The organism is Ruminococcus sp. (assembly GCF_019417665.1).
Classification (GTDB): Bacteria; Bacillota; Clostridia; order Oscillospirales; family Ruminococcaceae; genus Ruminococcus_C.
Genome location: NZ_DXUU01000001.1, coordinates 68912 through 95684 on the forward strand (window position 1 = coordinate 68912; position 26773 = coordinate 95684).

The 26773-nt window shown below is 50.0% G+C and carries 37 protein-coding genes; 2 read left to right on the forward strand and 35 right to left on the reverse strand.

Annotation, left to right across the window (positions count from 1 at the left end):
- Positions 1-92: 92 nt before the first annotated feature.
- The 35 genes from QZ375_RS00285 to rpsJ all read right to left on the reverse strand — a co-directional run bounded on the left by QZ375_RS00285 (position 93) and on the right by rpsJ (position 22524).
- Positions 93-671 carry a manganese efflux pump MntP family protein gene (locus tag QZ375_RS00285; RefSeq protein ID WP_295213954.1) on the reverse strand — a complete coding sequence of 193 codons (579 nt, stop codon included), beginning with the start codon at positions 669-671 and terminating at the stop codon, positions 93-95.
- 194 nt (positions 672-865) lie between these two features.
- Positions 866-4885, reverse strand: coding sequence for a cellulose-binding protein CttA-related protein (locus QZ375_RS00290; RefSeq protein ID WP_295213955.1), 4020 nt, complete (start codon positions 4883-4885; stop codon positions 866-868).
- 138 nt (positions 4886-5023) lie between these two features.
- On the reverse strand, positions 5024-5959 hold the full coding sequence (locus QZ375_RS00295; protein WP_295213956.1) for a cohesin domain-containing protein: 936 nt from the start codon (positions 5957-5959) through the stop codon (positions 5024-5026).
- A 764-nt stretch (positions 5960-6723) separates the two neighbouring features.
- The gene (gene rplQ / locus QZ375_RS00300) at positions 6724-7068 is read right to left on the reverse strand and encodes a 50S ribosomal protein L17 (protein ID WP_295213959.1); all 345 of its coding nucleotides are present in this window, start codon (positions 7066-7068) and stop codon (positions 6724-6726) included.
- 68 nt (positions 7069-7136) lie between these two features.
- A complete protein-coding gene (locus QZ375_RS00305) occupies positions 7137-8090 on the reverse strand; it encodes a DNA-directed RNA polymerase subunit alpha (protein WP_295213961.1) in 954 nt (317 codons plus the stop codon).
- Between the two features lie 69 nt (positions 8091-8159).
- Positions 8160-8756: a 30S ribosomal protein S4 gene (gene rpsD, locus QZ375_RS00310; protein WP_295213963.1), complete on the reverse strand. Its 597-nt coding sequence runs from the start codon at positions 8754-8756 to the stop codon at positions 8160-8162.
- Positions 8757-8777: 21 nt separating this feature from the next.
- Complete coding sequence (rpsK, locus tag QZ375_RS00315) at positions 8778-9179, reverse strand: 30S ribosomal protein S11 (RefSeq protein ID WP_021681240.1); 402 nt, start codon at positions 9177-9179, stop codon at positions 8778-8780.
- Between the two features lie 16 nt (positions 9180-9195).
- Positions 9196-9564: a 30S ribosomal protein S13 gene (rpsM, locus tag QZ375_RS00320; RefSeq protein WP_295213965.1), complete on the reverse strand. Its 369-nt coding sequence runs from the start codon at positions 9562-9564 to the stop codon at positions 9196-9198.
- A gap of 34 nt (positions 9565-9598) precedes the next feature.
- A complete protein-coding gene (gene rpmJ / locus QZ375_RS00325) occupies positions 9599-9712 on the reverse strand; it encodes a 50S ribosomal protein L36 (RefSeq protein WP_000868342.1) in 114 nt (37 codons plus the stop codon).
- A gap of 149 nt (positions 9713-9861) precedes the next feature.
- Complete coding sequence (infA, locus tag QZ375_RS00330) at positions 9862-10080, reverse strand: translation initiation factor IF-1 (RefSeq protein WP_295213967.1); 219 nt, start codon at positions 10078-10080, stop codon at positions 9862-9864.
- Between the two features lie 51 nt (positions 10081-10131).
- Positions 10132-10365, reverse strand: coding sequence for a KOW domain-containing RNA-binding protein (locus QZ375_RS00335; RefSeq protein WP_295213969.1), 234 nt, complete (start codon positions 10363-10365; stop codon positions 10132-10134).
- A gap of 16 nt (positions 10366-10381) precedes the next feature.
- Positions 10382-11134 carry a type I methionyl aminopeptidase gene (gene map / locus QZ375_RS00340; RefSeq protein ID WP_295213971.1) on the reverse strand — a complete coding sequence of 251 codons (753 nt, stop codon included), beginning with the start codon at positions 11132-11134 and terminating at the stop codon, positions 10382-10384.
- Positions 11131-11766, reverse strand: coding sequence for an adenylate kinase (locus QZ375_RS00345; protein WP_295213972.1), 636 nt, complete (start codon positions 11764-11766; stop codon positions 11131-11133). Before QZ375_RS00345 ends, map begins: the two co-directional genes overlap by 4 nt.
- Positions 11767-11784: 18 nt before the next feature.
- Entirely contained in the window at positions 11785-13110 is a 1326-nt protein-coding gene (gene secY / locus QZ375_RS00350) for a preprotein translocase subunit SecY (protein ID WP_295213974.1), read from the reverse strand.
- A 1-nt stretch (position 13111) separates the two neighbouring features.
- On the reverse strand, positions 13112-13552 hold the full coding sequence (gene rplO / locus QZ375_RS00355) for a 50S ribosomal protein L15 (protein ID WP_295213975.1): 441 nt from the start codon (positions 13550-13552) through the stop codon (positions 13112-13114).
- A gap of 27 nt (positions 13553-13579) precedes the next feature.
- Entirely contained in the window at positions 13580-13756 is a 177-nt protein-coding gene (gene rpmD, locus QZ375_RS00360) for a 50S ribosomal protein L30 (protein WP_295213977.1), read from the reverse strand.
- A 12-nt stretch (positions 13757-13768) separates the two neighbouring features.
- Entirely contained in the window at positions 13769-14269 is a 501-nt protein-coding gene (gene rpsE, locus QZ375_RS00365; protein ID WP_295213979.1) for a 30S ribosomal protein S5, read from the reverse strand.
- 17 nt (positions 14270-14286) lie between these two features.
- A complete protein-coding gene (gene rplR / locus QZ375_RS00370; protein ID WP_295213981.1) occupies positions 14287-14646 on the reverse strand; it encodes a 50S ribosomal protein L18 in 360 nt (119 codons plus the stop codon).
- A gap of 21 nt (positions 14647-14667) precedes the next feature.
- Entirely contained in the window at positions 14668-15213 is a 546-nt protein-coding gene (rplF, locus tag QZ375_RS00375; RefSeq protein WP_295213984.1) for a 50S ribosomal protein L6, read from the reverse strand.
- Positions 15214-15228: 15 nt separating this feature from the next.
- Positions 15229-15627, reverse strand: coding sequence for a 30S ribosomal protein S8 (gene rpsH, locus QZ375_RS00380; protein ID WP_295213985.1), 399 nt, complete (start codon positions 15625-15627; stop codon positions 15229-15231).
- Between the two features lie 29 nt (positions 15628-15656).
- A complete protein-coding gene (locus tag QZ375_RS00385; protein WP_295213988.1) occupies positions 15657-15842 on the reverse strand; it encodes a type Z 30S ribosomal protein S14 in 186 nt (61 codons plus the stop codon).
- Positions 15843-15861: 19 nt separating this feature from the next.
- Entirely contained in the window at positions 15862-16401 is a 540-nt protein-coding gene (gene rplE / locus QZ375_RS00390; RefSeq protein WP_295213990.1) for a 50S ribosomal protein L5, read from the reverse strand.
- A 12-nt stretch (positions 16402-16413) separates the two neighbouring features.
- Positions 16414-16767 (reverse strand): 50S ribosomal protein L24, encoded by a 354-nt coding sequence (rplX, locus tag QZ375_RS00395; RefSeq protein WP_295213992.1) that lies wholly within the window; start codon positions 16765-16767, stop codon positions 16414-16416.
- 15 nt (positions 16768-16782) lie between these two features.
- Positions 16783-17151: a 50S ribosomal protein L14 gene (rplN, locus tag QZ375_RS00400; RefSeq protein WP_295213994.1), complete on the reverse strand. Its 369-nt coding sequence runs from the start codon at positions 17149-17151 to the stop codon at positions 16783-16785.
- Positions 17152-17221: 70 nt separating this feature from the next.
- The gene (gene rpsQ, locus QZ375_RS00405) at positions 17222-17479 is read right to left on the reverse strand and encodes a 30S ribosomal protein S17 (RefSeq protein WP_295213995.1); all 258 of its coding nucleotides are present in this window, start codon (positions 17477-17479) and stop codon (positions 17222-17224) included.
- A gap of 16 nt (positions 17480-17495) precedes the next feature.
- Positions 17496-17696, reverse strand: coding sequence for a 50S ribosomal protein L29 (gene rpmC / locus QZ375_RS00410; RefSeq protein ID WP_295213996.1), 201 nt, complete (start codon positions 17694-17696; stop codon positions 17496-17498).
- A complete protein-coding gene (rplP, locus tag QZ375_RS00415; RefSeq protein ID WP_177436656.1) occupies positions 17696-18118 on the reverse strand; it encodes a 50S ribosomal protein L16 in 423 nt (140 codons plus the stop codon). The genes rpmC and rplP overlap by 1 nt, the downstream gene beginning before the upstream one ends.
- Positions 18118-18906, reverse strand: coding sequence for a 30S ribosomal protein S3 (gene rpsC, locus QZ375_RS00420; RefSeq protein WP_295213998.1), 789 nt, complete (start codon positions 18904-18906; stop codon positions 18118-18120). The genes rplP and rpsC overlap by 1 nt, the downstream gene beginning before the upstream one ends.
- A gap of 21 nt (positions 18907-18927) precedes the next feature.
- Entirely contained in the window at positions 18928-19263 is a 336-nt protein-coding gene (rplV, locus tag QZ375_RS00425; RefSeq protein WP_295214001.1) for a 50S ribosomal protein L22, read from the reverse strand.
- Between the two features lie 18 nt (positions 19264-19281).
- Entirely contained in the window at positions 19282-19566 is a 285-nt protein-coding gene (rpsS, locus tag QZ375_RS00430; RefSeq protein WP_295214002.1) for a 30S ribosomal protein S19, read from the reverse strand.
- A gap of 20 nt (positions 19567-19586) precedes the next feature.
- Positions 19587-20420 (reverse strand): 50S ribosomal protein L2, encoded by an 834-nt coding sequence (gene rplB / locus QZ375_RS00435; protein WP_295214004.1) that lies wholly within the window; start codon positions 20418-20420, stop codon positions 19587-19589.
- Positions 20421-20510: 90 nt separating this feature from the next.
- Complete coding sequence (rplW, locus tag QZ375_RS00440) at positions 20511-20834, reverse strand: 50S ribosomal protein L23 (RefSeq protein ID WP_295214006.1); 324 nt, start codon at positions 20832-20834, stop codon at positions 20511-20513.
- Positions 20831-21457, reverse strand: a complete 627-nt coding sequence (gene rplD, locus QZ375_RS00445) for a 50S ribosomal protein L4 (RefSeq protein WP_295214008.1) — start codon at positions 21455-21457, stop codon at positions 20831-20833. The genes rplW and rplD overlap by 4 nt, the downstream gene beginning before the upstream one ends.
- 17 nt (positions 21458-21474) lie before the next feature.
- Positions 21475-22107, reverse strand: a complete 633-nt coding sequence (rplC, locus tag QZ375_RS00450; RefSeq protein WP_295214010.1) for a 50S ribosomal protein L3 — start codon at positions 22105-22107, stop codon at positions 21475-21477.
- A gap of 102 nt (positions 22108-22209) precedes the next feature.
- Positions 22210-22524, reverse strand: a complete 315-nt coding sequence (rpsJ, locus tag QZ375_RS00455) for a 30S ribosomal protein S10 (protein ID WP_177436651.1) — start codon at positions 22522-22524, stop codon at positions 22210-22212.
- Positions 22525-23454: 930 nt separating this feature from the next.
- Between rpsJ and QZ375_RS00460 the strand changes: the two genes are divergently transcribed.
- Complete coding sequence (locus QZ375_RS00460; RefSeq protein ID WP_295214012.1) at positions 23455-25014, forward strand: NAD(P)/FAD-dependent oxidoreductase; 1560 nt, start codon at positions 23455-23457, stop codon at positions 25012-25014.
- On the forward strand, positions 24995-26749 hold the full coding sequence (locus QZ375_RS00465; RefSeq protein WP_295214013.1) for a glycosyltransferase family 39 protein: 1755 nt from the start codon (positions 24995-24997) through the stop codon (positions 26747-26749). The genes QZ375_RS00460 and QZ375_RS00465 overlap by 20 nt, the downstream gene beginning before the upstream one ends.
- Positions 26750-26773: the final 24 nt, after the last annotated feature.

Consider the following 26773-nt stretch of genomic DNA (forward strand, 5'->3'; position numbering starts at 1 on the left):
ATACATATATTTTAGCAGGTTTTTTCAAAATTGTCAATACGATTTTGAAAAGAAATAGGGATATTTTGGGCGATATGCTGTTTTACTACGATTCACTGGTTATGAATCAGGTGATCTGCCAAAATCTTCACGCCGATGCCAATCAGCACAATGCCGCCGGCAATCCCGGCTTTTTTTTCAAAGCGGCTGCCAAAGCGATTCCCGATCCACACGCCGCAGAAAGAAATAACAAAAGTCACGATACCGATAATGGAAACCGAACTCCAGATCTCCACATCCAAACAGGCGAAAGCGATGCCCACAGCAAGTGCATCAATAGAAGTAGCAATGGCGAGCATGAACAACTCCCGGTGATCCAGTTTCGCATCCAGCTTCTGTGCAGCTGTTGCCTCGTCATCCTCGTGAAACACATCCCACAGCATTTTTCCGCCGATGAGTGCCAGGAGCACAAAAGCGATCCAATGGTCAAACGCCTGGATATATCGTGAAAAAGACGTGCCCAGCAGCCAGCCGATCAGAGGCATTAGTGCCTGAAATACGCCAAAGTACAAACCGATCACCACAGCCTGACCATACCGCATTTTCCGCATCCCCAGTCCCTTGCAGATGGAGACGGCAAAAGCATCCATTGCCAGTCCGACTGCTGTCAGCAGCAGTTCAATAAAACCCATATTTCTCATCCTTTCCCGAAACATGTTCTAGTATTACTGTATGCAGAACGGCTAAAGTATAGCACAGAACCCTAAAGTTTGTCAAGGCAAACTTTAGATGCGATCAGACGCAAAAAACCGGTGCAGGATCTCTCCCGCACCGGTTTTTTTATGAAATTCTGTCATTTCCCCATGGTGTCAGATTTCATGCAATTTTATGCTGCCCAGATAGAGCCCTTCAGGTTCTTCAGGGACGGAATAACATCCGGCCATGTGATCGGCTTGTTAACAGATACGCTTGCATAATAAACCAGCTGATGATATGCATCATTAGCATCGATTATGTTGTCATCTGTATTCTTGCCTTCCTTGCCTTCTGTATCAACATCAGACAGGAAGTATGCCAGAGTCTCCAGGTTTGCATCCTTACCATCGGTGAAGGAAGCAGGCTTGTTAACAGATGCACTTGCATAGTAAACAAGTACTTCATAAGCATCATCTGCGGTTACCTCACCATTCAGGTTTGTATCACCCTTCACGCCGATGTAAACAGTTACTGTAGTATCAGCAACTTCTTCACCCTTGTACAGAACCTTCATTTCCTGTGCAACATACGGCTTACCAACAGCGTCATACATTGCAGCCGGATTAGCATACTCGAAGGTAATGTCAGCCATAGCATCTTCGCCGTTTACAGTTGCAGACTTCAGCAGGTCAGCCGGGTCGAATGCATTGTCATCTACAGAGAAGTAGAAGCCAGCTGTTTCCTTTACTTCAACAACAACTTCATCGTTGTTCGTACCTTCTGTGGAAGAAGTAGTGGAAGAACCTTCTGTGGTAGCAGTTGTACCAGTAGTAGTTGTTGTTGTTGTTGTTGTCGTGTCATCTGTGCTTGCCGCAGTAGACTCTGTGGTTACCTTCGGCTCGGAAACAACAACACGGATATAACCATCTTCCAGAGTTACAAACTCATCGAATACGTGCTGGTTAGATGCATCAACATAGTCAAAGCGACGGAGCGGACCAGAAGAGGAAGTATCCTCGCCCTTTTCCATCCACTGAACCGGGAACTCATAATAATAAGTGCCGTCATCAGCCTTCTGGATTGTCAGGCCATATTCCTCTGCAATAGAAACTACAGTTGCTTCGTCCGGAATTGCAATAGACAGAGCGAACAGATCGCCCTTTTCTGCTGCCGGTGTAGCAACTTCCTGCTGGTTCGAAGCGAAGTCGATACGATTTGCATTCTTTTCTACGCCATCGATAGAAACATTCTCGATCACGTTCTGCGGGCTAGCCATCCAGCCCAGAGTCGGATATACTGCAGTGATGCCTTCTGTTGTTACAGAGTAGTCTTCACCGTTGCCGAAGTAATACGGCCACAGCAGCAGCTTCTTTGTAGCATCCGGCAGATAAATCGCACCCTGAACACCGCCAGTCGGGATTGCATTTGTGATGCTGATCTTGAAGTTCAGCTCATCGCCGCCTGCGCCCTGTTCCGGATTTACAGTGATCTTATCCAAAGACCATACAGACTTACCACTCGGCAGAGTTGCAGAGGTGGAAGTAGTAGAAGCTTCAGTGGATGCTGTAGTAGCAACAGTAGACTCTGTAGTGGTTGTAGTTGTAGTTGCCTCTGTTGTTGTGGTTGCTTCTGTTGTTGTAGTTGCTTCTGTTGTTGTGGTTGCTTCTGTTGTTGTGGTAGTGGTAGTGGTAGTTGTAGTGGTAGTAGTGGTCTCTGTTGTAGTAGTAGTTGCTTCTGTTGTGGTTGTCTCATCAATATCATCTACATAGATCTTGATAGAGCCAGGAACCAGTTCCAGACCTGTCTCGTGGATATCCACGCCGCTTGCGTTATGATAGTCAAAACGCTTTACATCAACTTCCTTACCATCGGAGTAGCCAAGGTCTGTGCCATCCGGTGCCCATTCGATCGGGAATTCATAATAAGTCTTTCCGTCTGCATCTGTCTGAGCGGTCAGACCCAGTTCAGCAGCAGTTGCCTTTACGGTAGCTTCATCTGCGATGTCAAATACGATAGTTGCCAGTGTATCACCAGTTACTTCGCTTACGCCCTGACCAGCCATACCGAAGCGCAGGAAACCGTTGTCGTTGTACTCTGTTGCGTTGCACTGTGTCCGTTCCAGACCGTTGTATGCATCGCCAGCAGACATCATATCGCTCAGACCGAGGTCGCCGGACGGGAGCAGTACCTTGCGGACTGTCTCGTTGACCATTGCTGCACCAACAACGCCGTCAGAAGAAACACCGTTCTTCTGAGTGATTGCGAGCTCAACGAAAGTATCGCCTGCGGTTGCAGTTACGTCAGCTTCGTTGATGAGCCACTGGGTCTTGTCAACCGGCTCAACAATACCATCTACATAGATCTTGATAGAACCAGGAACCAGTTCCAGACCTGTCTCGTGGATATCCACGCCGTCAGCGTTGTGATAGTCAAAACGCTTTACATCTACTTCCTTACCATCGGAGTAGCCGAGGTCTGTGCCATCCGGTGCCCATTCGATCGGGAATTCATAATAGGTCTTTCCGTCTGCATCTTTCTGGAGAGTCAGACCCAATTCTGCAGCAGTTGCCTTTACAGTAGCCTCATCTGCAATGTCAAATACGACTGTTGCCAGCGTATCACCGGTTACTTCGCTTACGCCCTGACCAGCCAGACCGAAGCGCAGGAAACCGTTGTCATTGTACTCTGTTGCGTTGCACTGTGTCCGTTCCAGACCGTTGTATGCATCGCCGGCAGACATCATATCGCTCAGACCGAGGTCACCAGACGGGAGCAGTACCTTGCGGACTGTCTCGTTGACCATTGCTGCACCAACAACGCCGTCAGAAGAAACACCGTTCTTCTGGGTGATTGCGAGCTCAATGAAAGTATCGCCAGGAACAGCAGTTACATCAGCTTCGTTGATGAGCCACTGGGTCTTGTCGCCAGATATTGGCGTATCAGTTGTAGTAGTGGTGTCTGTGGTAGCTTCAGTAGAAGTTGTAGTATCTTCACCAGAGCCTTTGCCGTCACCAACAACGATCTTTACAACAGCAGTGCTTGCATCCTGCGGCAGAGAATATGCTGCAGACTTCAGCTTGCCGTGAATGGAAGTAGACATATCTTCCAGACGGCCGGTTGCACGCTTTTCATCCTGATCTGCCTTTACATCATCGAAATCAGCAGCAGTCGGCAGAGCGATGTATTCCTGATCTGCGTTACGGCTGCAGATCTGTACATAGTATGTACCTTCTTCTGTGCCCTTCGGGATTACAACATCGAAAGAAGTAAACTTCAGAGCCATGGAATCATCAAGAACCCAGTTGGTACGGCCGCTGCTTGCCATAAAGCCCCAGCTGTAGAAGTTGTTGATATCCGGGATACAATCCTTGGTTTCTGTAGGAGCCCAGTTCGGTGCCTTTGAAATGAAACGATCATTGGAGAAACACGGAAGTTCCTGGGTAATTGTTTTTTTTACATAGTTCGCACCATTATCTGCGCCCTGTTCAATGTAGCTGTAGGTGATGCACGGTGTGCCTGCATCGTTCTTTACAACATCCAGAGTCTCAACCATGTGGGACTTATGGGTAGGTGTAGCAGCACCCTGGTCTGCGTTGTAATCATCTACATTTGCATAGTAGTCATACTCGAAGGTTACCTTGTTCTCACCGGCATATACCAGATCTGCGCCGAAGATCATATCACAGGCAACTTCTCTTGTGTTTACGCTGCACTTTGCATCGGTATAACGATAACCCTTAGAAGTCTTGAGCATGGGAGCCAGGCTGTAGATCTGATACTGAGTGTTAACTGTAGTACCGTCCGGCAGGGTCTTATCCGATGCAGCAGCATCCTTACCAGCTGCATTGAATACGTTAGTGTAGTAGATGGAGTTCTCGATGGAACCGCCCTCTGCCAGCGTATTGCCCTTAGTTGCGATCCAGTTCAGAGTAACAGAGTTGATGTAGTTATCCTCTGCCCAAGCTTCTGAATCAATGTAAACGTCGAGACTCTTAGTAACGTCGCCAGCTGCAACATCGTCCTTAGAGACTTCAATGGTCTGAAGACCGCTGCCTTCTTCTTTCAGGACAAAATTGTACGGTGTGCCGCCATTGGCTGTCTGGGAAGAATCCACAGAAGCCACTGCCGGCAGCGCACTCAGCGGCAGAGAAGCTACCGCCATCAGAGCTGCAACGCCGAAGGATAATACCTTCTTTGTTCGTTTCTTCATGATTTCCTTTCCTTTCCTTTCCGGCAAGTGCCGGAAAATACGTATGATGAATATTGCCTATAATCAGGAGACACATTCCCCCTCGGAACATTTCTCCCAAATATACGTAAATTTAGAGATCCTGCCGGATCCATGTGCTTATTCTGCAGACGGCAGGGATGTAATGAGATGTACCAGGAACTTCAGCAGTACAATAGAGTCATTACTGCTCAATTCGCCGTTAGAATCGCAGTCAGCATTAGCAGCAGCTGCTTCGTTCAGCTTTACTGCACCAGCAGTAGCCTTGTTCAGCAGAACAGAGTCTGTAATATCCACTCTGCCGTCACAGTTTACGTCACCATAAAGAACAGACGCATCTCCGGTGCTCTTTGTGGTAGCCTGTGTTTCCTTGGTGGTATCATCAGTCTGATCGCCGGATGTCGCTGTCGTTGCTTCTGTGGTAGTACCGCCGCCGGTAGTAGTGGTGGTATCTGTTGTCTTAGCAGTGCCAACAGTCACTGAACCAGCCGTTGTGTTCACGGTATACTCGGCGGAATCTGTACCATAGACATAGCCTACAAGCAAGCTCTTGTTGTACTCGCCAGTACCGGTATAGGTTTCACGAGTCGCCGGAGCAAAGTCGATAGGTGTCACTGTACCGTCAGCCACGCCGTCATTTACGGTACCGCTGATGGTCAGGATCACGCCGTCCTCTGCGATCCAGGATGCAGAGTCCAGAGCTGTTGTCCAGCTGACAACGACCTCCTTATCCCTGATGCTGGAAGCGAAAACAGGAGCTTCTGCGCCAGTAGAATCGCCGCTGACATCCACATTTGCAGCGTCGCCGATCTCCACCTTGTCGATGGTCAGGACAGTGTTGTCATAGGTAATTGCAAAGTCAAGTACATTTACCTTTGTAGACGGGATATCCTCCAGCGTCACCTGTACTGCGAATGCATCACCGGCCGCAGCAACTGTTTCATTGGAAGCTTTCAGTGAAACCGCTGCATCTGCCGCAGAAACACTCGTAGAAACCGCAGTCGAAGCGAGCATTGCCAACGCCATAACGCCTGCAATTGTTCTTTTTGCCTTCATTTGTTATCCTCCTCTGATTGCTTGTATGCCCGCCGGTGTTCCGAGCCGGCAAGCCTACAATGATAAAAGTTTGGTCGAAATCTCTGCAAGAATCGCTTCTCAGATCCGTGCTGTTCCAATTATTCTTATTATAGAATATCCCAACAGAAAAGTCAATAGATACGCAAAGTTTTTGTATAAACTGGCTGAATCCGAGATTGCAGAATTGTATAATATCCCAAAGGGAATCTGCATATGCAGCCCAGAGTCATGGACATCACGCAAATCTGGAATCTTGTATGTGAAATATTCCACCATATAACAAACCCGGCGTGCAGTGAGACTATCCTATCCGAAAGCAAAATGTCACAGGAATATAGCCTGCATACCCCTATACCGCAGCTGCCGCCGGCGATCCGGGAAAGGGGTCTTTCCGAAGAAAGATCCCGGATCACCGCACTGATCCGGCGTCCCTGAGATCCGGGTGATCGGATGCACAGAAACGTTTATTCAAATTATACTCTAAAATTCGCAATTTGTAAAGAGAGATGCACGCTTTTTGGCAGTATTCCATAAAAAAATTACATATATTCCATCATGTTGCACAAATATTTACTGAGAATCTGCAAAAAAACGCCATGATTCTCTCATGGAAAATTGGTATTTCCGAAAAAGGTATCGCCTTGTGCTTTATTCCGGTGCAGCATTTTTTACAGCACAAAAAACAGGCAGAACACACATATGTGCATCCTGCCTGCAATTATGACCGTACCTCAGGTACGAATTCAGTCAACCAGCTTAATGACAGCCATTTCCGCAGCGTCGCCGCGGCGGGGTCCGATCTTTACGATCTGGGTATAACCGCCGTTACGGTCTGCATACTTCGGTGCAATTTCGTCAAAGAGCTTCTTTGCGACGCTCTCCTTGGTGACATATGCCATTACCTGGCGCTTCGAATGAAGATCATTTGTCTTGGCGATAGTGATCATCTTTTCTGCAACCGCACGTACTTCCTTGGCACGAGTGACAGTTGTTTCGATCTGACCGTTTTCCAGCAGGAATGTCACCATTCCACGCAGCATAGCCTTTCTATGATCGGTCGGTCTGCCCAGTTTTCTGGTACCCGGCATTGTTATTCACTCCTTTTTCTAACTGCGGCGGCACATGGTATGTACTGCCGCACGGATCTATTCGTTTCTCAGTCTTCCTCACTGGCAAGGTCAAAGCCCAGGGACTGAAGCTTTTCCCGCACTTCGTCAAAGGACTTCTTGCCCAGGTTGCGCACCTTCAGCATTTCCTCCTCAGACTTGTTGATCAAATCGTCCACGGTATTGATCCCGGCACGCTTTAAGCAGTTGAACGACCGCACGGATAAGTCAAGTTCCTCAATGGTCATCTCCAGGATTTTTTCTTTCCCCTTATCGTCCTTTTCCACAAGAACTTCCGCTATGCTTGCCTCATCAGAAAGGTCAATGAACAGCTTCAGATGCTCGTTGAGGAGATTGGCTGCCTGTGAGATGGCTTCTTTTGCAGAGATCGTGCCGTCTGTCCACACTTCCAGTGTGAGCTTGTCATAGTCTGTGACCTGACCGAGACGGGTATCCTCTACCTGATAGTTCACCTTCAGCACAGGGGTATAGATACTATCAACTGCAATTACATCAATCGGGGGATTCATCATCTGCTTATTGCGCTCCGCAGAAACATAGCCTCTGCCCCGGTCGATAACGATCTCCATATAGAGCTTTGCGCCCTTTCCCAGTGTTGCGATATGCATACCTGGATCGAGGATATTCACCTCAGAGTCGGTCTTGATATCACCGGCAGTAACCTCACATTCACCCTCAGCTTCGATATAAACGGTCTTAGGACCGTCGCCATAAAGCTTTGCGGTGAGCCCTTTCAGGCTCAGGATAATTTCAGTTACGTCCTCTTTTACACCAGGAATGGTGCTCAGTTCATGGTGTACGCCATCGATCTTCACGGAATTCACAGCCACACCGGGCAATGAGGAGAGCAGCACACGCCGCAGACTGTTGCCAAGGGTGATACCATAGCCACGTTCCAGCGGTGCCAATACAAATTTACCGTATTTTCCGTCGCTTCGCAGATCCACTGTGTCGAGTTCCGGCTTTTCAATCTTCTCCAGCATAAAAACACCCTCCTATGCTTGGTAGCTTCGTCTGTGGTTTTATTCCAAATTTCCGTATGATGCAAATGATTACTTGGAGTACAGCTCGACGATCAGATGTGCTGCAACTTCATAATCCAGATCTTCCGGCTTTGCCAGACGAACGATCTTTGCGGAGAAGTTTTCCTTATCTGCTTCCATCCATACAGGAATGGTGCGGTCAGCTGTCTGCTCTACAACTTCCTTGAACTTTGCGCTGCTGCGGCTGCCTTCGCTCAGTGCAACAACATCGCCTTCCTTTACACGATAGGACGGAATGTTGACCGGCTTGCCGTTTACAGTGAAGTGACCATGTGTTACCAGCTGTCTTGCTTCTCTGCGTGTCAGAGACAGACCCATGCGGAACACAACGCTGTCCAGACGGGACTCCAGACATGCGATCAGATTATCACCAGCCTTGCCTTCCATCTTGGAAGCGATCTCGAACAGGTGGTAGAACTGCTTTTCGCCTACGCCATAGATGAACTTCAGCTTCTGCTTTTCCTTCAGCTGCATACCGTATTCCGAAACCTTCTTGCGGTTTCCGGCACCCGGATTGCGGTTAGACTGCTTGGAGATACCCATAACCATCGGGCTGATACCCAGATAACGGCATCTCTTGAGAATCGGTTCTCTGCTTACTGCCATGATATATTACACCTCCTGTAATTAGACACGACGTCTCTTCGGCGGACGGCATCCATTGTGCGGGATCGGAGTCACATCCTTGATCATCTTGACTTCCAGACCAACGGTCTGCAGTGCACGGATCGCAGCTTCTCTTCCGGAACCCGGTCCCTTTACGTATACTTCTACCGACTTCAGGCCGTGCTCCATTGCTGCCTTTGCTGCGGTCTCAGCCGCTGTCTGTGCAGCAAACGGTGTCGACTTTCTCGAACCGCGGAAGCCCAGTCCGCCGGAGCTTGCCCAAGAAATGGCATTGCCCTGGGTATCGGTAATGGTTACGATGGTGTTGTTAAATGTGGACTGAATGTGTACGGCGCCGTTTTCAATATTCTTACGCTCTCTGCGGCGGCGGACAACAACCTTTTTGCCTTTCTGCTGTGCCAAAACGAAACACCCTCCCTTACTTCTTCTTGTTTGCGATGGTCTTTACCGGACCCTTGCGAGTTCTTGCGTTTGTCTTCGTCCGCTGGCCTCTTACCGGCAGACCCTTACGATGACGAACGCCGCGGTAGCAGCCGATCTCCACGAGTCTCTTGATATTCAATGCAACTTCACGGCGGAGGTCACCCTCAACCACGCAGTGCTTATCGATATAGTCACGCAGCTTTGCAACATCCTCTTCGGACAGATCCTTGACACGGGTATCCGGGTTTACGCCGGTACCAGCCAGGATCTCATCTGCTGTGCTGCGGCCGATTCCGTAGATATAAGTCAGACCGATCTCGATCCGCTTATTCTTCGGAAGGTCTACACCTGCTATTCTTGCCATTATTCCTGCACCTCCATGTTAAAAAATCCCGGGCTTAGCCCTGACGCTGCTTATGCTTCGGATTTTCGCAGATTACCATTACTTTGCCTTTACGCTTAATCACCTTGCATTTTTCGCAAATCGGCTTTACGGAAGGTCTTACTTTCATTGCAACTGTCCTCCTTCTCGGAACAACTGTGCAGCCGGCCATCTGCCGTCTGCGATGAATTGGAAACGATGGTTACAACCGGAAACACGGTGTCCCCTGAAACCATTTTCACGGAAACTGCCTTGTGCAGTTCCGGAAAACAGGTTAAGTTACTTGGCTCTCCAAGTGATTCTGCCTTTGGTCAGATCATAGGGCGACATCTCGACAGTCACCTTATCGCCCGGCACGATACGGATGTAGTTCATCCGCAGCTTTCCGGACACGTGCGCAAGGATGGTATGCTTATTCTGCAATTCCACCTTAAACATTGCATTGGGCAAAGATTCGAGAACGATCCCTTCGACCTCAATCACATCTTGCTTTGACAAACTGATAACCTCCCCGACGGGTATCTTGATAATCAGCGGAACGGACTGTCCTCACTGATACTGCTTCAACACACTTCTGAGCTTTTTGTCCGTGACACCCTCCAAATCGACGAGTGTAGCTGTCATTTGAAGATGCCGTATATTTTTCCGTTTCGGTGCGTCCAGCCTGCGGCGTTTTCCGTCTGCGATCGTGGCATAACCATTTTCCACAGACAGTACCACAAAGTAGCCGCCCCGATCTCTGCCGGCAAGAGCACGAACCACCAGACCTCTTGTCAGTTCCATAAAAACGATCCTCCGCTTATGGTCTGGTCAGAATCACCGGGCCTTCCTGCGTCACTGCAATCTCGTGTTCGAAATGCGCCGCAGGAGAACCGCTGCGGGTCACGACCGTCCACCCATCCTTGAGCACACGGACGCCGTCGCCCTTGCCGTTGATCATCGGCTCGATGCAGAACGTCATACCGGGCATCAGCCGGATGCCGTGACCAGGCTTGCCGTAGTTCGGCACTTCCGGATCCTCGTGCATCTCGTGTCCGATTCCGTGACCGCAGTATTCCCGTACAATACCGTATCCACGGGAACCGCAATACTCTTCCACCGTATGAGACACGTCACCCAGGCGTGCACCCACCTTTGCCGCTTCGATCGCTGCATAAAGGCTAGCCTCTGTCACACGCAGGAGGTCTGCTGCCTCTTCGGAGATATCGCCGACAGCAAAGGTATATGCCGTATCGCCGACGAATCCATCGAAAGTTGCGCCAACGTCCACGCTGACAATATCGCCCTCACGGATGATCCGCTTCGGGCTGGGGATGCCGTGAATCACTTCTTCGTTGATTGAAATGCAGGCGCTTGCCGGAAAACCGCCGTAGCCGAGGAATGTCGGCACAGCACCGCAGCTGACGATAAAATCGTGAATGGATTTATCCAGCTGTTTTGTGGTCATACCGGGGTGGATCACCTTTCCGGCATGTTCCAGCGCACGGGCTGCGATTCTGCCCGCCTCCCGCATTTTCAGCAAATCAGATTTCGATTTGATCGTTACACTCATTTTACGCCCACAGCCTTCAGAGTCAGTGCAGTGGTATCTGCAACTTCTTCCTGACCAATGACGGTTTCGAGTTTACCCTGCTTTTCATAATACGCCTTCAGCGGTTCAGTTGTCTTATGATAAGTTGCGAGACGATCCAGAACCGTTTCCGGCTGGTCATCCTTGCGGATGATGGTCTTTCCGCCACACTTGTCGCAGATGCCCTCGACCTTGCTGGGCTTGAACTGAATGTGATAGGTTGCGCCGCACATCTCGCAGACTCTTCTGCCGGAAACACGCTCCTTGATGGTCTCATCCGGAACATAGATCTCCAGCACCTTATCGATGCGGACACCCATTTCGTCCAGTGCCTCTGCCTGAGGAACACTGCGGGGGAAACCGTCGAGAATGAAGCCTGCCTTGCAGTCGTCCTGTGCGATACGCTCTTTCAGAATCCCGATGACGATGTCATCAGAAACCAGTGCACCAGCATCCATAGCAGCCTTTGCCTTTACGCCGTATTCCGTACCGGTGCGGACTGCCTCACGCAGCATATTACCGGTGGAAATCTGCGGAATAGAGAGTGCCTCAGAGATCTTTTCTGCCTGAGTACCCTTGCCGGCACCCGGTGCGCCTAAAAGAATCAGATTCATAGGAATATGCCTCCTTATTTATTCGAGGAAGCCCTTATGATGACGCATCATCATTTCGGACTCCAGCGTGCGGACAGTTTCCAGTGCTACGCTGACAACGATCAATACCGTAGTACCACCCATTGCCAGAGAGCTGAGGTTGTGGTCGAACCAGGTCAGTGCAATCGGGAAGATCGCAATGATACCCAGGAAGAACGCACCAACCAGAGTGATCTTCGACAGAACCCGCTGGATATAATCCGAGGTGGGCTTTCCGGGACGGATGCCAGGAATACCGCCGTTATTCTGACGGAGATTATTGGCGATTTCAATGGGATTATACTGCATGGATACATAGAAGTAGTTAAATGCAATAATCAGAATGAAATAAATCACGGCATAGCTCAGGGACTGTGTACTGAAGAAATTAATAAATCCGTTATAGAACTTACCCCAGAAGGTAGTAGCCTCCGGATTCGGTGCCTTAAACAGGCTGATGGTGCTGGGCAGAGACATAAAGGACATGGCGAAAATGATAGGCATAACGCCGCTCATGCAGACCTTCACTGGAATGTGTGTGGACTGACCGCCATACTGTTTTCTGCCGACTACACGCTTTGCATACTGGATCGGGATCCGGCGCTCCGATGCATTCATGAAAACGATGAATGCGATCATCACAATGAACAGAACCAGAACACCCAGGGTTTCGAAGAAATACCGCTGCGGTTCGTTCTTTGTCAGTTCAGCCAGAGTACCTGCCATAACCGGGAAACGAGCCAGAATACCGGCAAAGAGGAGCATAGAGATACCATTTCCGATGCCCTTGTCGTTGATCCGGTTACCCATCCATACAACAATGGACGTACCAGCAATAAAGGAACCGACAATAACGAATGCAATAAAGACATTGGCTGCCTTTGAGCCGCCGTCTGTCACTGCGCCCATCTGGTTTTTCAGTGTCAGATAATATGCAAAGGACATAAATGCCGACAATGCCAGAGAAACGGCAGCAGTAATTTTATTGAGCTTTTTCTGTCCCTCTTCACCCTCGTCACGCATACGCTCCAAAGGCGGCAGTGCATATGTCAGCAGCTGCATAATGATGGATGCGTTGATATACGGAGTGATAGACAGAGAGAATACGGTTGCTTGAGAAAGGGCACCGCCGGTGATAATATCCAGGTATTCCAGGAAGTTACCGCCGGTTGCGTTTTCTGTCATCCAAGTGCTGACTGTAGCGGTATCCAGGAACGGAACCACAACAGCGCTGCCCAGACGAAAGATCAGGAGCATCAGCAATGTATACAGGAGTTTTTTCCGGATCTCCGGAATACTCCAGGCATCTCTTAACGTCTTGAACACGTTACATCACCTCTGCTTTTCCGCCAGCCTTTTCAATTTTTTCAGCTGCGCTCTTTGTGAACTTTGCAGCCTTTACAGTCAGCTTAGTTGTCAGCTCACCATCGCCGAGTACTTTTACGCCGTCGCATACCTTCTTGATGAGACCAGCTGCCTTCAGCAGATCTGCATCCACAACGGTACCCTCAGTGAACTGGTTCAGATCGGAAACATTTACGATTGCATATTCCTTTGCGAAGATGTTGTTAAAACCTCTCTTCGGAATACGTCTAGTCAGCGGCATCTGACCGCCTTCAAAGCCGATTCTTACGCCGCCGCCGCTGCGGGCATTCTGACCCTTGTGACCCTTGCCGGCAGTCTTGCCGTTACCAGAGCCATGGCCGCGGCCAATTCTCTTGACTTCTTTCGTCGAACCCGGAGCCGGGGACAATTCGTGAAGCTTCATGATATGTGCACCTCCTTAGCGTCTAACTTATGCTTCTGTTACCTCTACGAGGTGAGAAATTTTCTGAATCTTGCCGAGGGTTGCCTCATTTTCAGGCTGTACGCTGACATCGCCGACCTTCTTGAGACCCAGCGAATTTGCTGTTGCAACCTGATCCTTTTTGCGACCGATCAGGCTTTTTACGAGCTTGATTTCCTTTGCCATTTCGCACCCTCCTTATTTGTAGATTTCTTTCACGGACTTGCCTCTCTTTTCAGCAACTTCTGCTGCTGTAGTGCAGGATGCCAGTCCGTTGATGGTTGCACGTACCACGTTGCACGGATTATTAGAACGCAGCGACTTGGTACGGATATCCTTGATACCAGCAACTTCGATGACAGCACGAACCGGACCGCCGGCGATAACACCGGTACCGGGAGCTGCCGGCTTCATCAGAACTTCGCCTGCGCCGAACTTTCCGACGATCTCGTGCGGAATGGTGGTGCCCTTCAGCGGGATCTGAATGAGATTTTTCTTGGCATCTTCGATGCCCTTGCGGATCGCATCCGGCACTTCGCCGGATTTTCCGAGACCGAAGCCCACGATACCGTTGCCGTCGCCGACAACTACGAGAGCTGCGAACTTCATGATACGACCGCCCTTTACGGTCTTGGATACGCGGTTGATGGAAACGACCTTTTCTGCAAGCTCGAGACCCTGCGGATCAATTTTAGCCAAAGTAATACCTCCCTTGTTTAGAACTTCAGTCCGTTTTCACGTGCACCGTCTGCGAGTTCCTTCACTCTGCCGTGGTACAGATAGCCGCCTCTGTCGAAGACAACATCGGTGATGTTCTTTTCGAGTGCACGCTTTGCGATCATTTCGCCGACCTTGCGTGCGCCTTCAATATTGCCGCCTGCGCCCTCAAATGCCTTATCCATGCTGGATGCGGATGCCAGGGTAACGCCGTTCACATCGTCGATCAGCTGTGCATAAATGTGCTTTGTAGAGCGGTATACGCACAGACGCGGGCGCTCAGGAGTACCGGAGATCTTCGAGCGAACTCTTGCATGTCTCTTTAATCTAGCTTTTTTGCTATCTACCTTTTTAATCATAGCGGTCTACTCCTTTCCGAATTACTTCTTGCCCTTGCCGGCCTTACCTTCCTTGCGGATGATATGCTCGTCGACATAGTGGATGCCCTTGCCCTTATACGGCTCCGGCGGACGCTTTTCACGTACTTCTGCTGCAAACTGGCCGACCTTCTGCTTGTCGATGCCGCTGACAACGATGGTGTTCGGCTGGGGTACATCCAGCTTGATGTCATCATTTTCAGTTACAATTACCTGGTGAGAATAGCCCAGGTTCATGACAACGTCCTTGCCCTTCTTTGCAGCACGATAGCCGACGCCCTCGATGATCAGGGTCTTGGAGTAACCATTGGTTACACCCTCGATCATATTTGCGATCAGTGTTCTGGACAGACCGTGCAGGGATCTGTGCTCCTTATTATCAGACGGACGAGTGACATTGATCACACCGTCTGCGATCTCGATGCCCAGTTCCTTGGAGAACTGTCTGGTCAGAGTGCCCTTTGCGCCCTTCACGGTGACGAAATTGTCTTCGCACTTTACTTCTACGCCGGCAGGAACACTAATCGGTTTTTTTCCTATTCTTGACATAATCCCGTGTCCTCCTTACCAAACAAATGCTAAAACTTCGCCGCCGACATTCAGCTCACGAGCCTTCTTGTCTGTCATAATGCCCTTTGAGGTAGAAACAATTGCAATACCCAGTCCCTTGCGTACCTTCGGCATATCCTCACAGCTGGAATAGATCCGCAGACCCGGCTTCGAAACCCGGCGCAGACCGGTGATAACCGGCGAACGGTTTTCTGTATACTTCAGTGTGATGCGGATCACGCCCTGCTTGCCATCCTCAATGACCTGAAAGCCCTTGATATAGCCTTCGTCCAACAGAATCTGTGTAATAGCCTTCTTTACGTTGGAAGCAGGAACGTCAACCGTGGCGTGCCGTGCGGAACTCGCATTACGAATTCTTGTCAGAATGTCTGCTATTGTATCTGTAATCTGCATGCCAATGACCTCCTTTTCGTAACTCCTCTTTACCAGCTTGCTTTCTTTACGCCCGGAATCTTGCCCTCATGCGCCAATTCACGGAAGCATACACGGCAGATGCCGTACTTTCTCAGATAAGCGTGGGGTCTTCCGCAGATCTTACAACGGGTGTAAGCACGTGTAGAAAACTTGGGAGTCTTTTGCTGCTTTAATTTCATTGCCTTTTTTGCCATGATCTTGTTTCCTCCCTGATTACTTCGCAAACGGTGCGCCGAGCAGAGTCAGCAGTTCCTTTGCCTCTTCGTCGGTCTGTGCCGTGGTAATGAAGTTAATATCCATACCTCTTACCTTGTCGATCTTGTCGTACTCGATCTCCGGGAAAATGAGCTGTTCCTTGATACCGGTAGAGTAGTTACCCTTACCATCGAAGGAGTTGCCGTTGATACCACGGAAGTCACGTACACGGGGGAAGCTTACATTAAACAGCTTGTATACAAACTCATACATCTTTTCGCCGCGGAGAGTCACTTTTACGCCGATAGGCATACCCTCACGGAGCTTAAAGTTAGCTACCGACTTCTTTGCTCTGCAAACCACCGGCTTCTGACCAGTGATTGCTGCGAGATCTGTCATGATCGCATCGATCACCTTTGCGTTATCCTTTGCTTCGCCGGCTGCCACGTTGACAACAACCTTGTCGAGCTTCGGGATCTGCATGACATTCTCATAGCCGAACTTCTTCATCATTGCAGGAGCAACGGTGCTATTGTAGTAATCTTTTAACGTAGACATATCGTTTCTCCTTTACTCAAAAGATTTGCCGCACTTCTTGCAGACACGAAGCTTCTTGCCGTCCTCTACGGTATGACCAACTCTGGTGGGCTGACCGCACTTGGGGCAAACCAACTGTACCTTATCTGCATACAGCGGAGCTTCGGTTTCTACAATGCCGCCGACCTGACCCATACGGGTAGGCTTTACGTGCTTGGTCACAACGTTGAAGCCTTCTACGATGACCTTGCCTTCCTTCGGGCTGACTTCTACGACCTTACCGGTCTTTCTGCCCTTTTCCTTCTTTTCCGGATCGTTATACTGGTACTTAGCCTTACCGGTCAGCAGGATAACGGTGTCGCCTGTTTTTACATGAACCTTACTCATCTTGACACCTCCAACTTACAGTACTTCCGGAGCGAGGCTCAGGATCTTCATATAATCCTTATCACGAAGCTCTCTTGCTACCGGCCCAAAGATACGAGTGCCCTTCGGGTTTTTATCTTCACGGATAATAACAGCAGCATTTTCATCGAAACGGATATAGGTCCCGTCTTCTCTGCGCAGACCCTTTACCGAACGAACGATCACTGCCTTGACTACGTCGCCCTTCTTTACAACGCCGCCGGGTGTTGCTTTCTTAACAGATGCTACCACGACATCGCCGATATTTGCATATCTTCTGCGGGTGCCGCCCAGAACTCTGATGCACATCAGTTCTTTCGCACCGGTGTTATCTGCAACTTTCAAATAAGACTGCATCTGAATCACAGCGAGTTCCTCCTTTCAGAACGTCTCTGGCTCATCCAAAGACCGATTCTGGTTTCTCTATTGATGATGTTTACTTTGCCTTTTCGATGATTTCTACGACGCGCCATCTCTTGTCCTTGGACAGCGGGCGGGTCTCCATCACTTCAACACGATCGCCAACCTTGCAAGCGTTGTTTTCGTCGTGTGCCTTCAGGCGGACGGTTCTCTTTACGATCTTCTTATACAGCGGGTGTTTTACATTATCGACGATTGCAACAATGACGGTCTTATCCATCTTATCGCTGACAACTCTGCCGACTCTGGTTTTTCTCAAATTTCTCTCAGCCACAGTAAAACCCTCCTACTCACTGCTGTGCAGACAGTTCCGCAGAACGGAGTGCAGTCTTCACACGTGCGATATCTTTTTTAACTGCCTTGATGCGGGCAGTGTTTTCCAGCTGATTTGCTGCGAGCTGAAAGCGAAGTGCAAAGAGCTCTTCCTTCAGGCTGTCCAGCTTTGCGTTCAGCTCATCTACCGGCATGTTGTTAACTTCGGTTGCTTTCATTACTGCTCGCCTCCTTTTTCAGCCTTTACAAACTTACACTTGATCGGCAGCTTGTGCATTGCGAGACGCATAGCCTCACGTGCGGTCTCTTCCGGCACGCCTGCGATCTCGAACAGCACTCTGCCCGGCTTCACAACTGCTACCCAGTATTCCGGAGCACCCTTACCGGAACCCATACGAGTGCCGGCCGGCTTCTTGGTCACCGGCTTATCCGGGAAGATCTTGATCCAAACCTGACCGCCACGCTTGATGTAACGAGTCATTGCGATACGAGCTGCCTCGATCTGGTTGGAGGTGATCCATGCCGGCTCCAGTGCCTGGATACCATACTCACCGTTGCTTACAAAATTACCTCTGGTTGCTTTACCCGTCATCCGGCCTCTGTGGACACGACGGTATTTTACTCTCTTAGGAAGCAGCATTACTGGTTACCTCCTTCTCTTCTGGCATCACGACGGAAATTGCCGCCGTTTCTGCGGTCACCATTCCGATTGTCACGGCGGCGTCTGTCGTCACGGCCACGGGACTCACGGGACTTTCTCTCTACCTTTTCTCTCTGTGCGGCAGCCTTTGCTGCATCGCCCTTCAGAACTTCGCCCTTATAGATCCAAACCTTTACGCCAATCTTGCCGTATGTGGTATTTGCTTCTGCAAAACCATAGTCGATATCGGCACGGATGGTCTGAAGCGGAATGGTTCCTTCGTGATAGCTCTCAGAACGTGCGATTTCTGCACCGCCCAGTCTGCCGGAAACCTTTGTCTTGATACCCTTTGCACCCAGACGCATGGTTCTGCCGATGGACTGCTTCATCGCACGGCGGAAAGAAATACGATTTTCCAGATCCAGTGCGATCTTTTCTGCTACCAGCTGTGCATCCATATCCGGCTGCTTTACTTCTACAATATTCACATAAACCTGCTTGTTCAGCATTTTTTCCAGCTGTGCACGCAGTTTTTCGATCTCTGCACCGCCGCGGCCGATCACAACGCCCGGCTTTGCGCAGTGGATGTGGATTCTTACCTTATCTGCGAAACGCTCGATCTCAATCTTCGGAACACCTGCGGCATACAGGTTCTTCTTAATGAACTTACGAACGTTATAATCTTCTACCAGCGTATCGCCGAAGTCAGACTTATTCGCAAACCAGCGGGAATCCCAATCTTTAATGACGCCGACACGGAGACCGTGCGGATTAACCTTCTGGCCCATAACTCAACCTCCTACTGGATTTTACTCTTCTTCTTTCAGGACAATCGTAATATGCGAAGTTCTCTTCAGAATACGATATGCTCTGCCCTGTGCTCTCGGCATGATCCGCTTCATGGTCGGACCCGGCGTTACGAAGCACTCCGCTACATAAAGATTATCCGGATTCATGCTGTGATTATTTTCTGCATTTGCAATTGCGGACTTCAAAAGCTTTTCCAGCATCGGGCTGGCAGCCTTCGGGGTGAGGTCCAGAGTCGCCAGTGCGATATCAACAGGCTTATTACGGATCAGATCCAGAACGATCTGCACCTTACGAGGTGAAATGCGCGCATTTCTCAGATATGCTCTTGCTTCCATGTGATCTCCTCCTTCCGCTTACTTCTTACCATTGTTGGATGTCTTGGAACCAGCGTGACCCTTAAAGGTTCTAGTCGGTGCGAATTCACCCAGCTTGTGTCCTACCATATCCTCTGTGACATATACCGGAACATGCTTGCGGCCGTCATGCACAGCGATGGTGTGGCCAACGAAATCCGGGAAAATGGTAGAAGAACGGCTCCATGTCTTGAGCACCTTCTTCTCTCCGGCTTCGTTCATTGCCTTTACGCGCTTGAGGAGGACTTCCTGGACGTAAGGTCCCTTTTTGATACTTCTGCTCATGAGATTGTTCCTCCTTTCCCTTATCTGCCGTTACGGCGCTTTACGATATACTTATCGGATGCCTTGTGCTTCGAACGTGTCTTATAGCCCAGAGCCGGCTTGCCCCACGGAGTAACAGGACCCGGACGTCCGATCGGAGACTTACCTTCACCACCGCCGTGCGGGTGATCGTTCGGGTTCATAACAGAACCTCTGACAGTCGGTCTCCAGCCCTTGTTTCTCATGCGGCCTGCTTTACCGTAGTGTACGTTTTCGTGGTCAATGTTAGAAACCTGACCGATGGATGCGCGGCACTCAATGGGCACTTTTCTCATTTCGCCGGAAGGCAGACGAACCAGTGCGAATGCACCTTCCTTGCCCATGAGCTGAGCCATGTTGCCTGCGCTGCGAACCAGCTGAGCGCCCTTGCCCGGATACAGTTCAATTGCATGAATGAAGGTACCAACGGGGATGTCGATGAGCTTCAGTGCGTTGCCCGGCTTGATATCTGCATCAGAACCAGAGCGAACGGTGTCGCCGACCTTGAGGCCTTCTGCTGCCAGGATGTAACGCTTTTCGCCGTCCTCATACTGAACCAGTGCGATAAATGCGCTTCTGTTCGGATCGTACTCCAGGGTCAGAACGGTAGCATTCATGCCGTCCTTATTACGCTTGAAGTCGATGACACGATATTTTCTGCGGTTTCCGCCGCCTCTGTGGCGAACGGTGATTCTGCCGTAGCTGTTGCGGCCCGAGTTCTTCTTCAGCGGCTCGAGCAAGCTCTTCTCCGGCTTTACCTTCGACAGACCCGAATAATCCGTTACAGTCATATTTCTGCGGGACGGGGTCGTCGGTTTATAGGTCTTAATGGCCATTCTTTTCACTCCTTATAAATGCTGTGTTATCGGGAGCATTACTCCCATACCTGAAGTCTGCTTTGCGGGAAAACCCATCTGCGACTTCTCTTAGAACATACCGTCGAAGAATTCGATAGTACCCTTGCGCTTCTTGCCATCCTTGCCCGGAGTCGGCTCCGGATTGATGGTGATAACAGCCTTCTTGAAGTCCGGACGCTTACCAATAGTGCGTCCCATGCGCTTGGTGTGACCGGTGCAGTTCACGGTGTTTACCTTGAGAACCTGTACCTGAAACAGTTCTTCTGCTGCCTTTGCAATCTCAACCTTGTTGGCGTCCTTTGCAACCTTGAAAGTGTACTTGCTTTCTGCCATATCGTCTACGCTGCGCTCGGTAATAACCGGCGTCAGGATGATATCCTGCGGTGCTTTCACTTTGCATACACCTCCTCGATTTTTGCGACAGCATCCTGAGAAACGATGAACTTGTCATAGTTCAGGATGTCATATACATTCAGGGTGTTGACAGCTGCTGTCTTGACACCCGGGATATTTGCTGCGCTCTTTACGACCTTCTGGTCTGCCTCAGCAGTTACCAGCAGGGCCTTGCCCTCTACGCCCAGTGCCTTCAGCATTGCGGCTACGGTCTTTGTCTTGTATTCTTCCAGCTTCAGGCTGTCCAGAACGATGATGTTCTGATCCAGAACCTTTGTGGAAAGCGCAGACTTCATTGCAAGTCTTCTTGCCTTCTTATTCAGTGCGTAACGATAGTCACGGGGCTTCGGGCCCAGTGCTACGCCGCCGTGTGTCCACTGAGGAGCACGTGTGGAGCCCTGTCTTGCGTGACCGGTACCCTTCTGTCTCCACGGCTTTCTGCCGCCGCCTGCAACCTCGGTACGAGTCAGTGTAGACTGTGTACCCTGGCGCTGGTTTGCCAGATAGTTTACTACCATTGCGTGCATCACTGCCTCATTGGGCGTAACTGCGAAAACCGCATCCGAAAGCTCTGTCTCAGACACCTGCTGGCCTGCCATATCAAATACTGCAATCTTTGCCATTGATGTTTCCTCCTTCCTTACGCCTTCACGCTGTCAGTGATGACAACAATTCCGCCCTTCGCGCCCGGGATTGCGCCCTTGACTGCGATGAGATTATTTTCACTATCGACCTTTACGATCTCCAGATTCTGAACGGTAACCTTTTCTGCGCCCATGTGGCCTGCCATGCCCTTGCCCTTATAGATACGGGACGGAGAGGAGCATGCGCCCATGGAACCTGCCTGACGATGTACAGGACCAGTACCGTGGGTTTCCTTCAGTCTGTGCTGATTGTGACGCTTGATGGCGCCCTGGAAGCCCTTACCCTTGCTGGTGCCGCTGACGTCAACGCTGTCGCCCACTGCGAAGGTGTCTGCCTTGATGACGTCGCCTACATTCAGAGCGGCGCAGTCTGCCAGACGGAATTCCTTCAGTGTTTTCTTGGCTGCAACGTCTGCCTTTGCAAAGTGACCCTGCATGGGCTTTGTCACATGCTTTGTGGTCACATCGCCGTAACCCAGCTGTACTGCCTCATAGCCGTCGTTTTCGGTTGTCTTCTTCTGAATGACAACACACGGACCAGCTTCAACAACAGTTACCGGGATCACTTTTCCGGATTCGTCGAAGATCTGTGTCATACCGATCTTCTTGCCGATAATTGCCTTCTGCATTTTCATTTCCTCCTGTTGGTTATTGGTTGACCTTTGTCAACATGACCGACGGCATTTCCCTGCCGTCCACGGCGTTTCCGCCGCAGGGTTCTGAATCAAGTCTTACTTGAGTTCCATGACGATGTCTACGCCAGCCGGGATCTCCAGCTTCTGCAGAGCCTCAGTTGTCTTCTGTGTCGGACGAATTACGTCGATAAGACGCTTGTGAGTACGACGCTCGAACTGCTCACGGCTATCCTTGTACTTATGAGTTGCACGCAGGATGGTGATGATCTCCTTATCGGTCGGGAGCGGGATCGGACCCGAAACCTGAGAACCGCTTCTCTTTGCAGCTTCCACGATCTTGGCTGCTGCTGCATCTACTGTTGCATGCTCATAACCCTTGATCTTGATTCTGATTTTTTCGTTGACTGCCATTCTTTTCGCCTCCTTCATGGTCTTGGGGGCAGGAGTTTCCTCCATCAGGACTTCTCTCCACGCCGCCGGGTGTTCCCGCCGCACGTGCATAAAAAAACTCGAAAACTGAAAAATGTTTCCGAGCCAGTGCAAACAGCAGTACAGACCGCACCGGCACAGCAATCGCCATGCTGGGTGGTTTTGTACACATACTGTGTCATTATCCTGATTCGCCCGGTTTTCAAATCGGACATACTCCATGAAAATTACCCGGCACACCGCCGGCAACCTTTCACTTCAACGCATATCTATTGCAATCACGCTTGTATATTCTATCATACTTTCTGAAGAATTGCAAGTGGTAACGGGGATTTTTCTTCGATTTTTCATGTAAATTTTTTGTGAACTCCAGAAATGCGCCCGTTTCCTGTTCTGGCAGGTATACCTTTTATAATATATAATACCCACTGTAGGGGCAGATATCATCCGCCCGTCGTACAAATTCGACATCTATGTAGGGACACGGCGTGCCGTGTCCTCGGTGTGCGTGTGGACATTATACTGTTTTCCCTTTTGTATTGGTACGGCTGTCGGTTTTTATTATCTACCCCTTATTTCTCACGGAAATCAATTTTATGTTTCGATCCAATAACCCCTCCACCATTGCTGCGCAATGGTCCCCCTCCCCTTTCAGGGGAGGCAGATGAGGCTCCCCTGAAAGGGGAGCTGGCACGGCGCAGCCGTGACTGAGGGGTTCATTCTCCTATAAAAATTGATTTCCATACTTATTTCTACTGTTGATTGACAAATATGAAAAAATGCTGTATAATTATTTGAGTAGTTTTTGTCTGTATTCAAGGGGATTCTATAAACGATGGACAAAACTGACTTTTTGAAGAGTACACCATAGCTGTGCCCTTTCTGTCAATTTTTTAAGAAGGAGAATAAATCATGAAGAAAATTGTAATCATCGGCGGCGGTCCCGCTGGCCTGACGGCAGCCTATGAGCTGCTGAAGGATACGAAAGGTGAATTTGAAGTGACCATTCTGGAGGAAAGCGATGTGCTGGGCGGAATTTCCCAGACGGTGCACTATCACGGAAACCGCATGGATATCGGCGGACACCGTTTTTTCTCCAAGGATGATACCATTATGAAATGGTGGTCGGATCTGATGCCCATTCAGGGAAAGCCGGCATATGACGACCAGAAGCTGGGACGGGAAAAGCCCCTGGTTTCCGGCGGTCCTGACCCGGAAAAGGAAGATGTAGTCATGCTGGTGCGTGACCGTGTGTCCCGGATCTATTACAACCACTGTTTCTTCGACTATCCCGTTTCCCTGAAAAAGGAAGCCATCCAGAATATGGGCTTCGCCACCACCATGCGTGCTGGGTTCAGCTATCTGGGCTCCTGCATTTCCAAGAAGCCTGAGACCAATCTGGAGAATTTCTACGTCAACCGATTCGGCAAGGTACTCTACAGCATGTTCTTTGAGGGCTATACAGAAAAACTCTGGGGCAGACACCCCAGCGAAATTTCCGCAGACTGGGGCGCACAGCGTGTCAAGGGACTGTCCATCCGTGCCGTTATCAAGGACATGTTCTCCAAGGCATTCGGCAAGAAGAACAACGAAAACGCCGAAACTTCTCTCATTGAACAGTTCTGGTATCCCAAATACGGCCCTGGTCAGCTCTGGGAACTGGTGGGCAAAAAGGTCCAGGAAAAGGGCGGTCAGATCCTCTATGGGCACACTGTCAAGACCATCCGCACCGAAAACGGAAAGATCCAGTCTGTTGTCTGCGAAACGCCTGAGGAAACGAAGGAGATCACCGGAGATATCTTCATTTCCTCCATGCCCATCAAGGATCTGGTTGCCGGACTGGAGGGCTGCGCTGACAGCGAGATCCAGCGCATTGCCGCAGGTCTCCCCTACCGGGATTTCGTCACCGTGGGATTGCTGGTGAACAAGCTGGAACTGGTCAACAAGACAGACAAAAAGACTCTGGGGAATATCGTTCCCGACTGCTGGATCTATGTCCAGGACAAGGGTGTGAAGCTGGGACGGATTCAGATTTTCAACAACTGGTCTCCCTATATGGTGGAAAAGCCGGAGGACACCGTCTGGATCGGTCTGGAATATTTCTGCGCTGAGGGTGACGAATTCTGGAATATGTCTGATGCGCAGTGCATTGATTTTGCCACAAAGGAACTGGTGAAAATGGGCGTCATCCGGGAGAATGCCGTGCTGGATTCTCACCGGGAAAAGGTCAAGAAAGCATATCCGGCATATTTTGATACCTATGCCCAGTTCGACCAGGTGGTTTCCTATCTGGATACATATGAAAATCTCTTCTGCGTGGGCAGAAACGGCCAGCACCGCTACAACAATATGGATCACTCCATGCTGACGGCGATCCACGCCGCTGACGCCATTAAGCACAATTCTACCGACAAGAGCGCCGTGTGGAACGTCAACCAGGAGAAGGAATACCATGAACAAAAACAATCCTGACAGCATTGCCCTGTGCCGTTCGGAATCCTGTACCGAAAAATTTTTGCATGCGCTGGGGGCACATCCTTACCTCAGCGCTTTGCTGGTTTGCCTGCTCATCAACCCCTTTTACCTCGGCTCGGCAGAAAACATCCCTGAAAATGCGCTGATGCTGGAGGTGCTGGCGGTACTGGCAGTGGGCGGCGGCATTCTTCTGTGGCTGTACCGTCTGGGAAAACTGCAAAAAAAGACAACGATCGCCGCAGGTGTAGTATTTCTGCTGCTGACCGGCGTGGGAACAAAGCTATATGCCCAGTCCGAGCGAAAAGGACTCTGGATGCTCCTGGGCGGCTGTTCCATTCTGCTGGTGCTATTCTTCCTGACCAGAAAACAGAAACGCACCCAGACCCAGCGCACAGCACTGCTGTTCATGGGCATGAGCTTTTTCCTGAAGTTCTACTATGTTTTCTATACCTCCATCCATCAGCGGCAGCACGATGTGGGTACATTTGGCTCTGACCATGACCACGCAGGGTATATAGAATACCTCTTATTTCACCATCGTCTGCTGAACTTAGATCCAAGGGACTACTGGCAGTTTTATCATCCGCCCCTGCATCACACCATCTGCGCCCTGTGGATCGATCTGTCCGAAAATCTCCTGGGTGTGGGACACGATGCGGCACGGGAGTCTCTGCAAACCCTGACGCTGTTCTATGCCATGGTGGTTCTCATTACCGCTTACCGAATTTTGCGGCATTTCAAACTACAGGGCATGGGTCTTTATGCACCTTTGCTGCTCGTTGCCTTCCACCCGTCATTCACGCTGTTTTCCGGCAGCATCAACAACGATGTTCTCTCAGTGACGTTTATTCTGGGAGCAGTGCTGTGCACCTTACAGTGGTACAACAATCCCACTACAAAAGGCATCCTGAAGATCGCCCTTTGTGTCGGGCTGGGCATGATGACAAAGCTTTCTGCTGCATTGGTGGCGTTCCCCATTGCCATTGTATTTCTGATCATGCTGATAAAGAAGCTCCGCCGCCGGGAATGGAATATTCTGGGGCAGTATGGCATATTTGCGGCAGTCTGTGTGCCTTTGGGGCTATGGTATCCCATCCGGAATCTGGTGCGTTTTGGCATGCCCCTGACCTATGTGCAGGAAATGGATCCTAACGCACGACAGTACATCGGTGATCAAAGCTTTTTTTCCCGGATCACAGACTTTTCTTCAAATCAGTTTCAGAGTGTCTTTGAACAATGGTTACAGCAGGATGGATCTGGCTACAACGAGTACAACCCCCTTGTGGCACTGCTGAAAAATGCACTCTTCGGCGAATATATCAACGAAAGCACTCTGGCATACAACCAGACGGCAATCTCCCTGGCAACAGTCTTTTTCTGGCTAAACGTACTCCTTGCCGCCGGTGCGTTGGTAGGTATGATCGTGCTGTGCTTCCGGAAATGTGCCATGGACAGGGTGCAGAAGATTTTCTTTGTGTCCTTTTATCTGGTCATGATGGTGAATTTCTACTATCTGGCAGCATCTTCACCCTTTACCTGCTCCATGAATTTCCGATATATTACACCGACAGTTCTCATTGGGGCGTTGTTTTTCGGGATGGCAGTGCAAAAACTGCACCAAAGAAAAACTACGGCGGCTGGGGCGCTGGCTGTGGGAATGCAGGTGCTCTGCGGCTGCTTTGCCCTTTGTTCTTTCCTGCTGTATACATGGGTCTGCCTGCCGAATAAATGAGCATGCCGCATAACATAATGGATA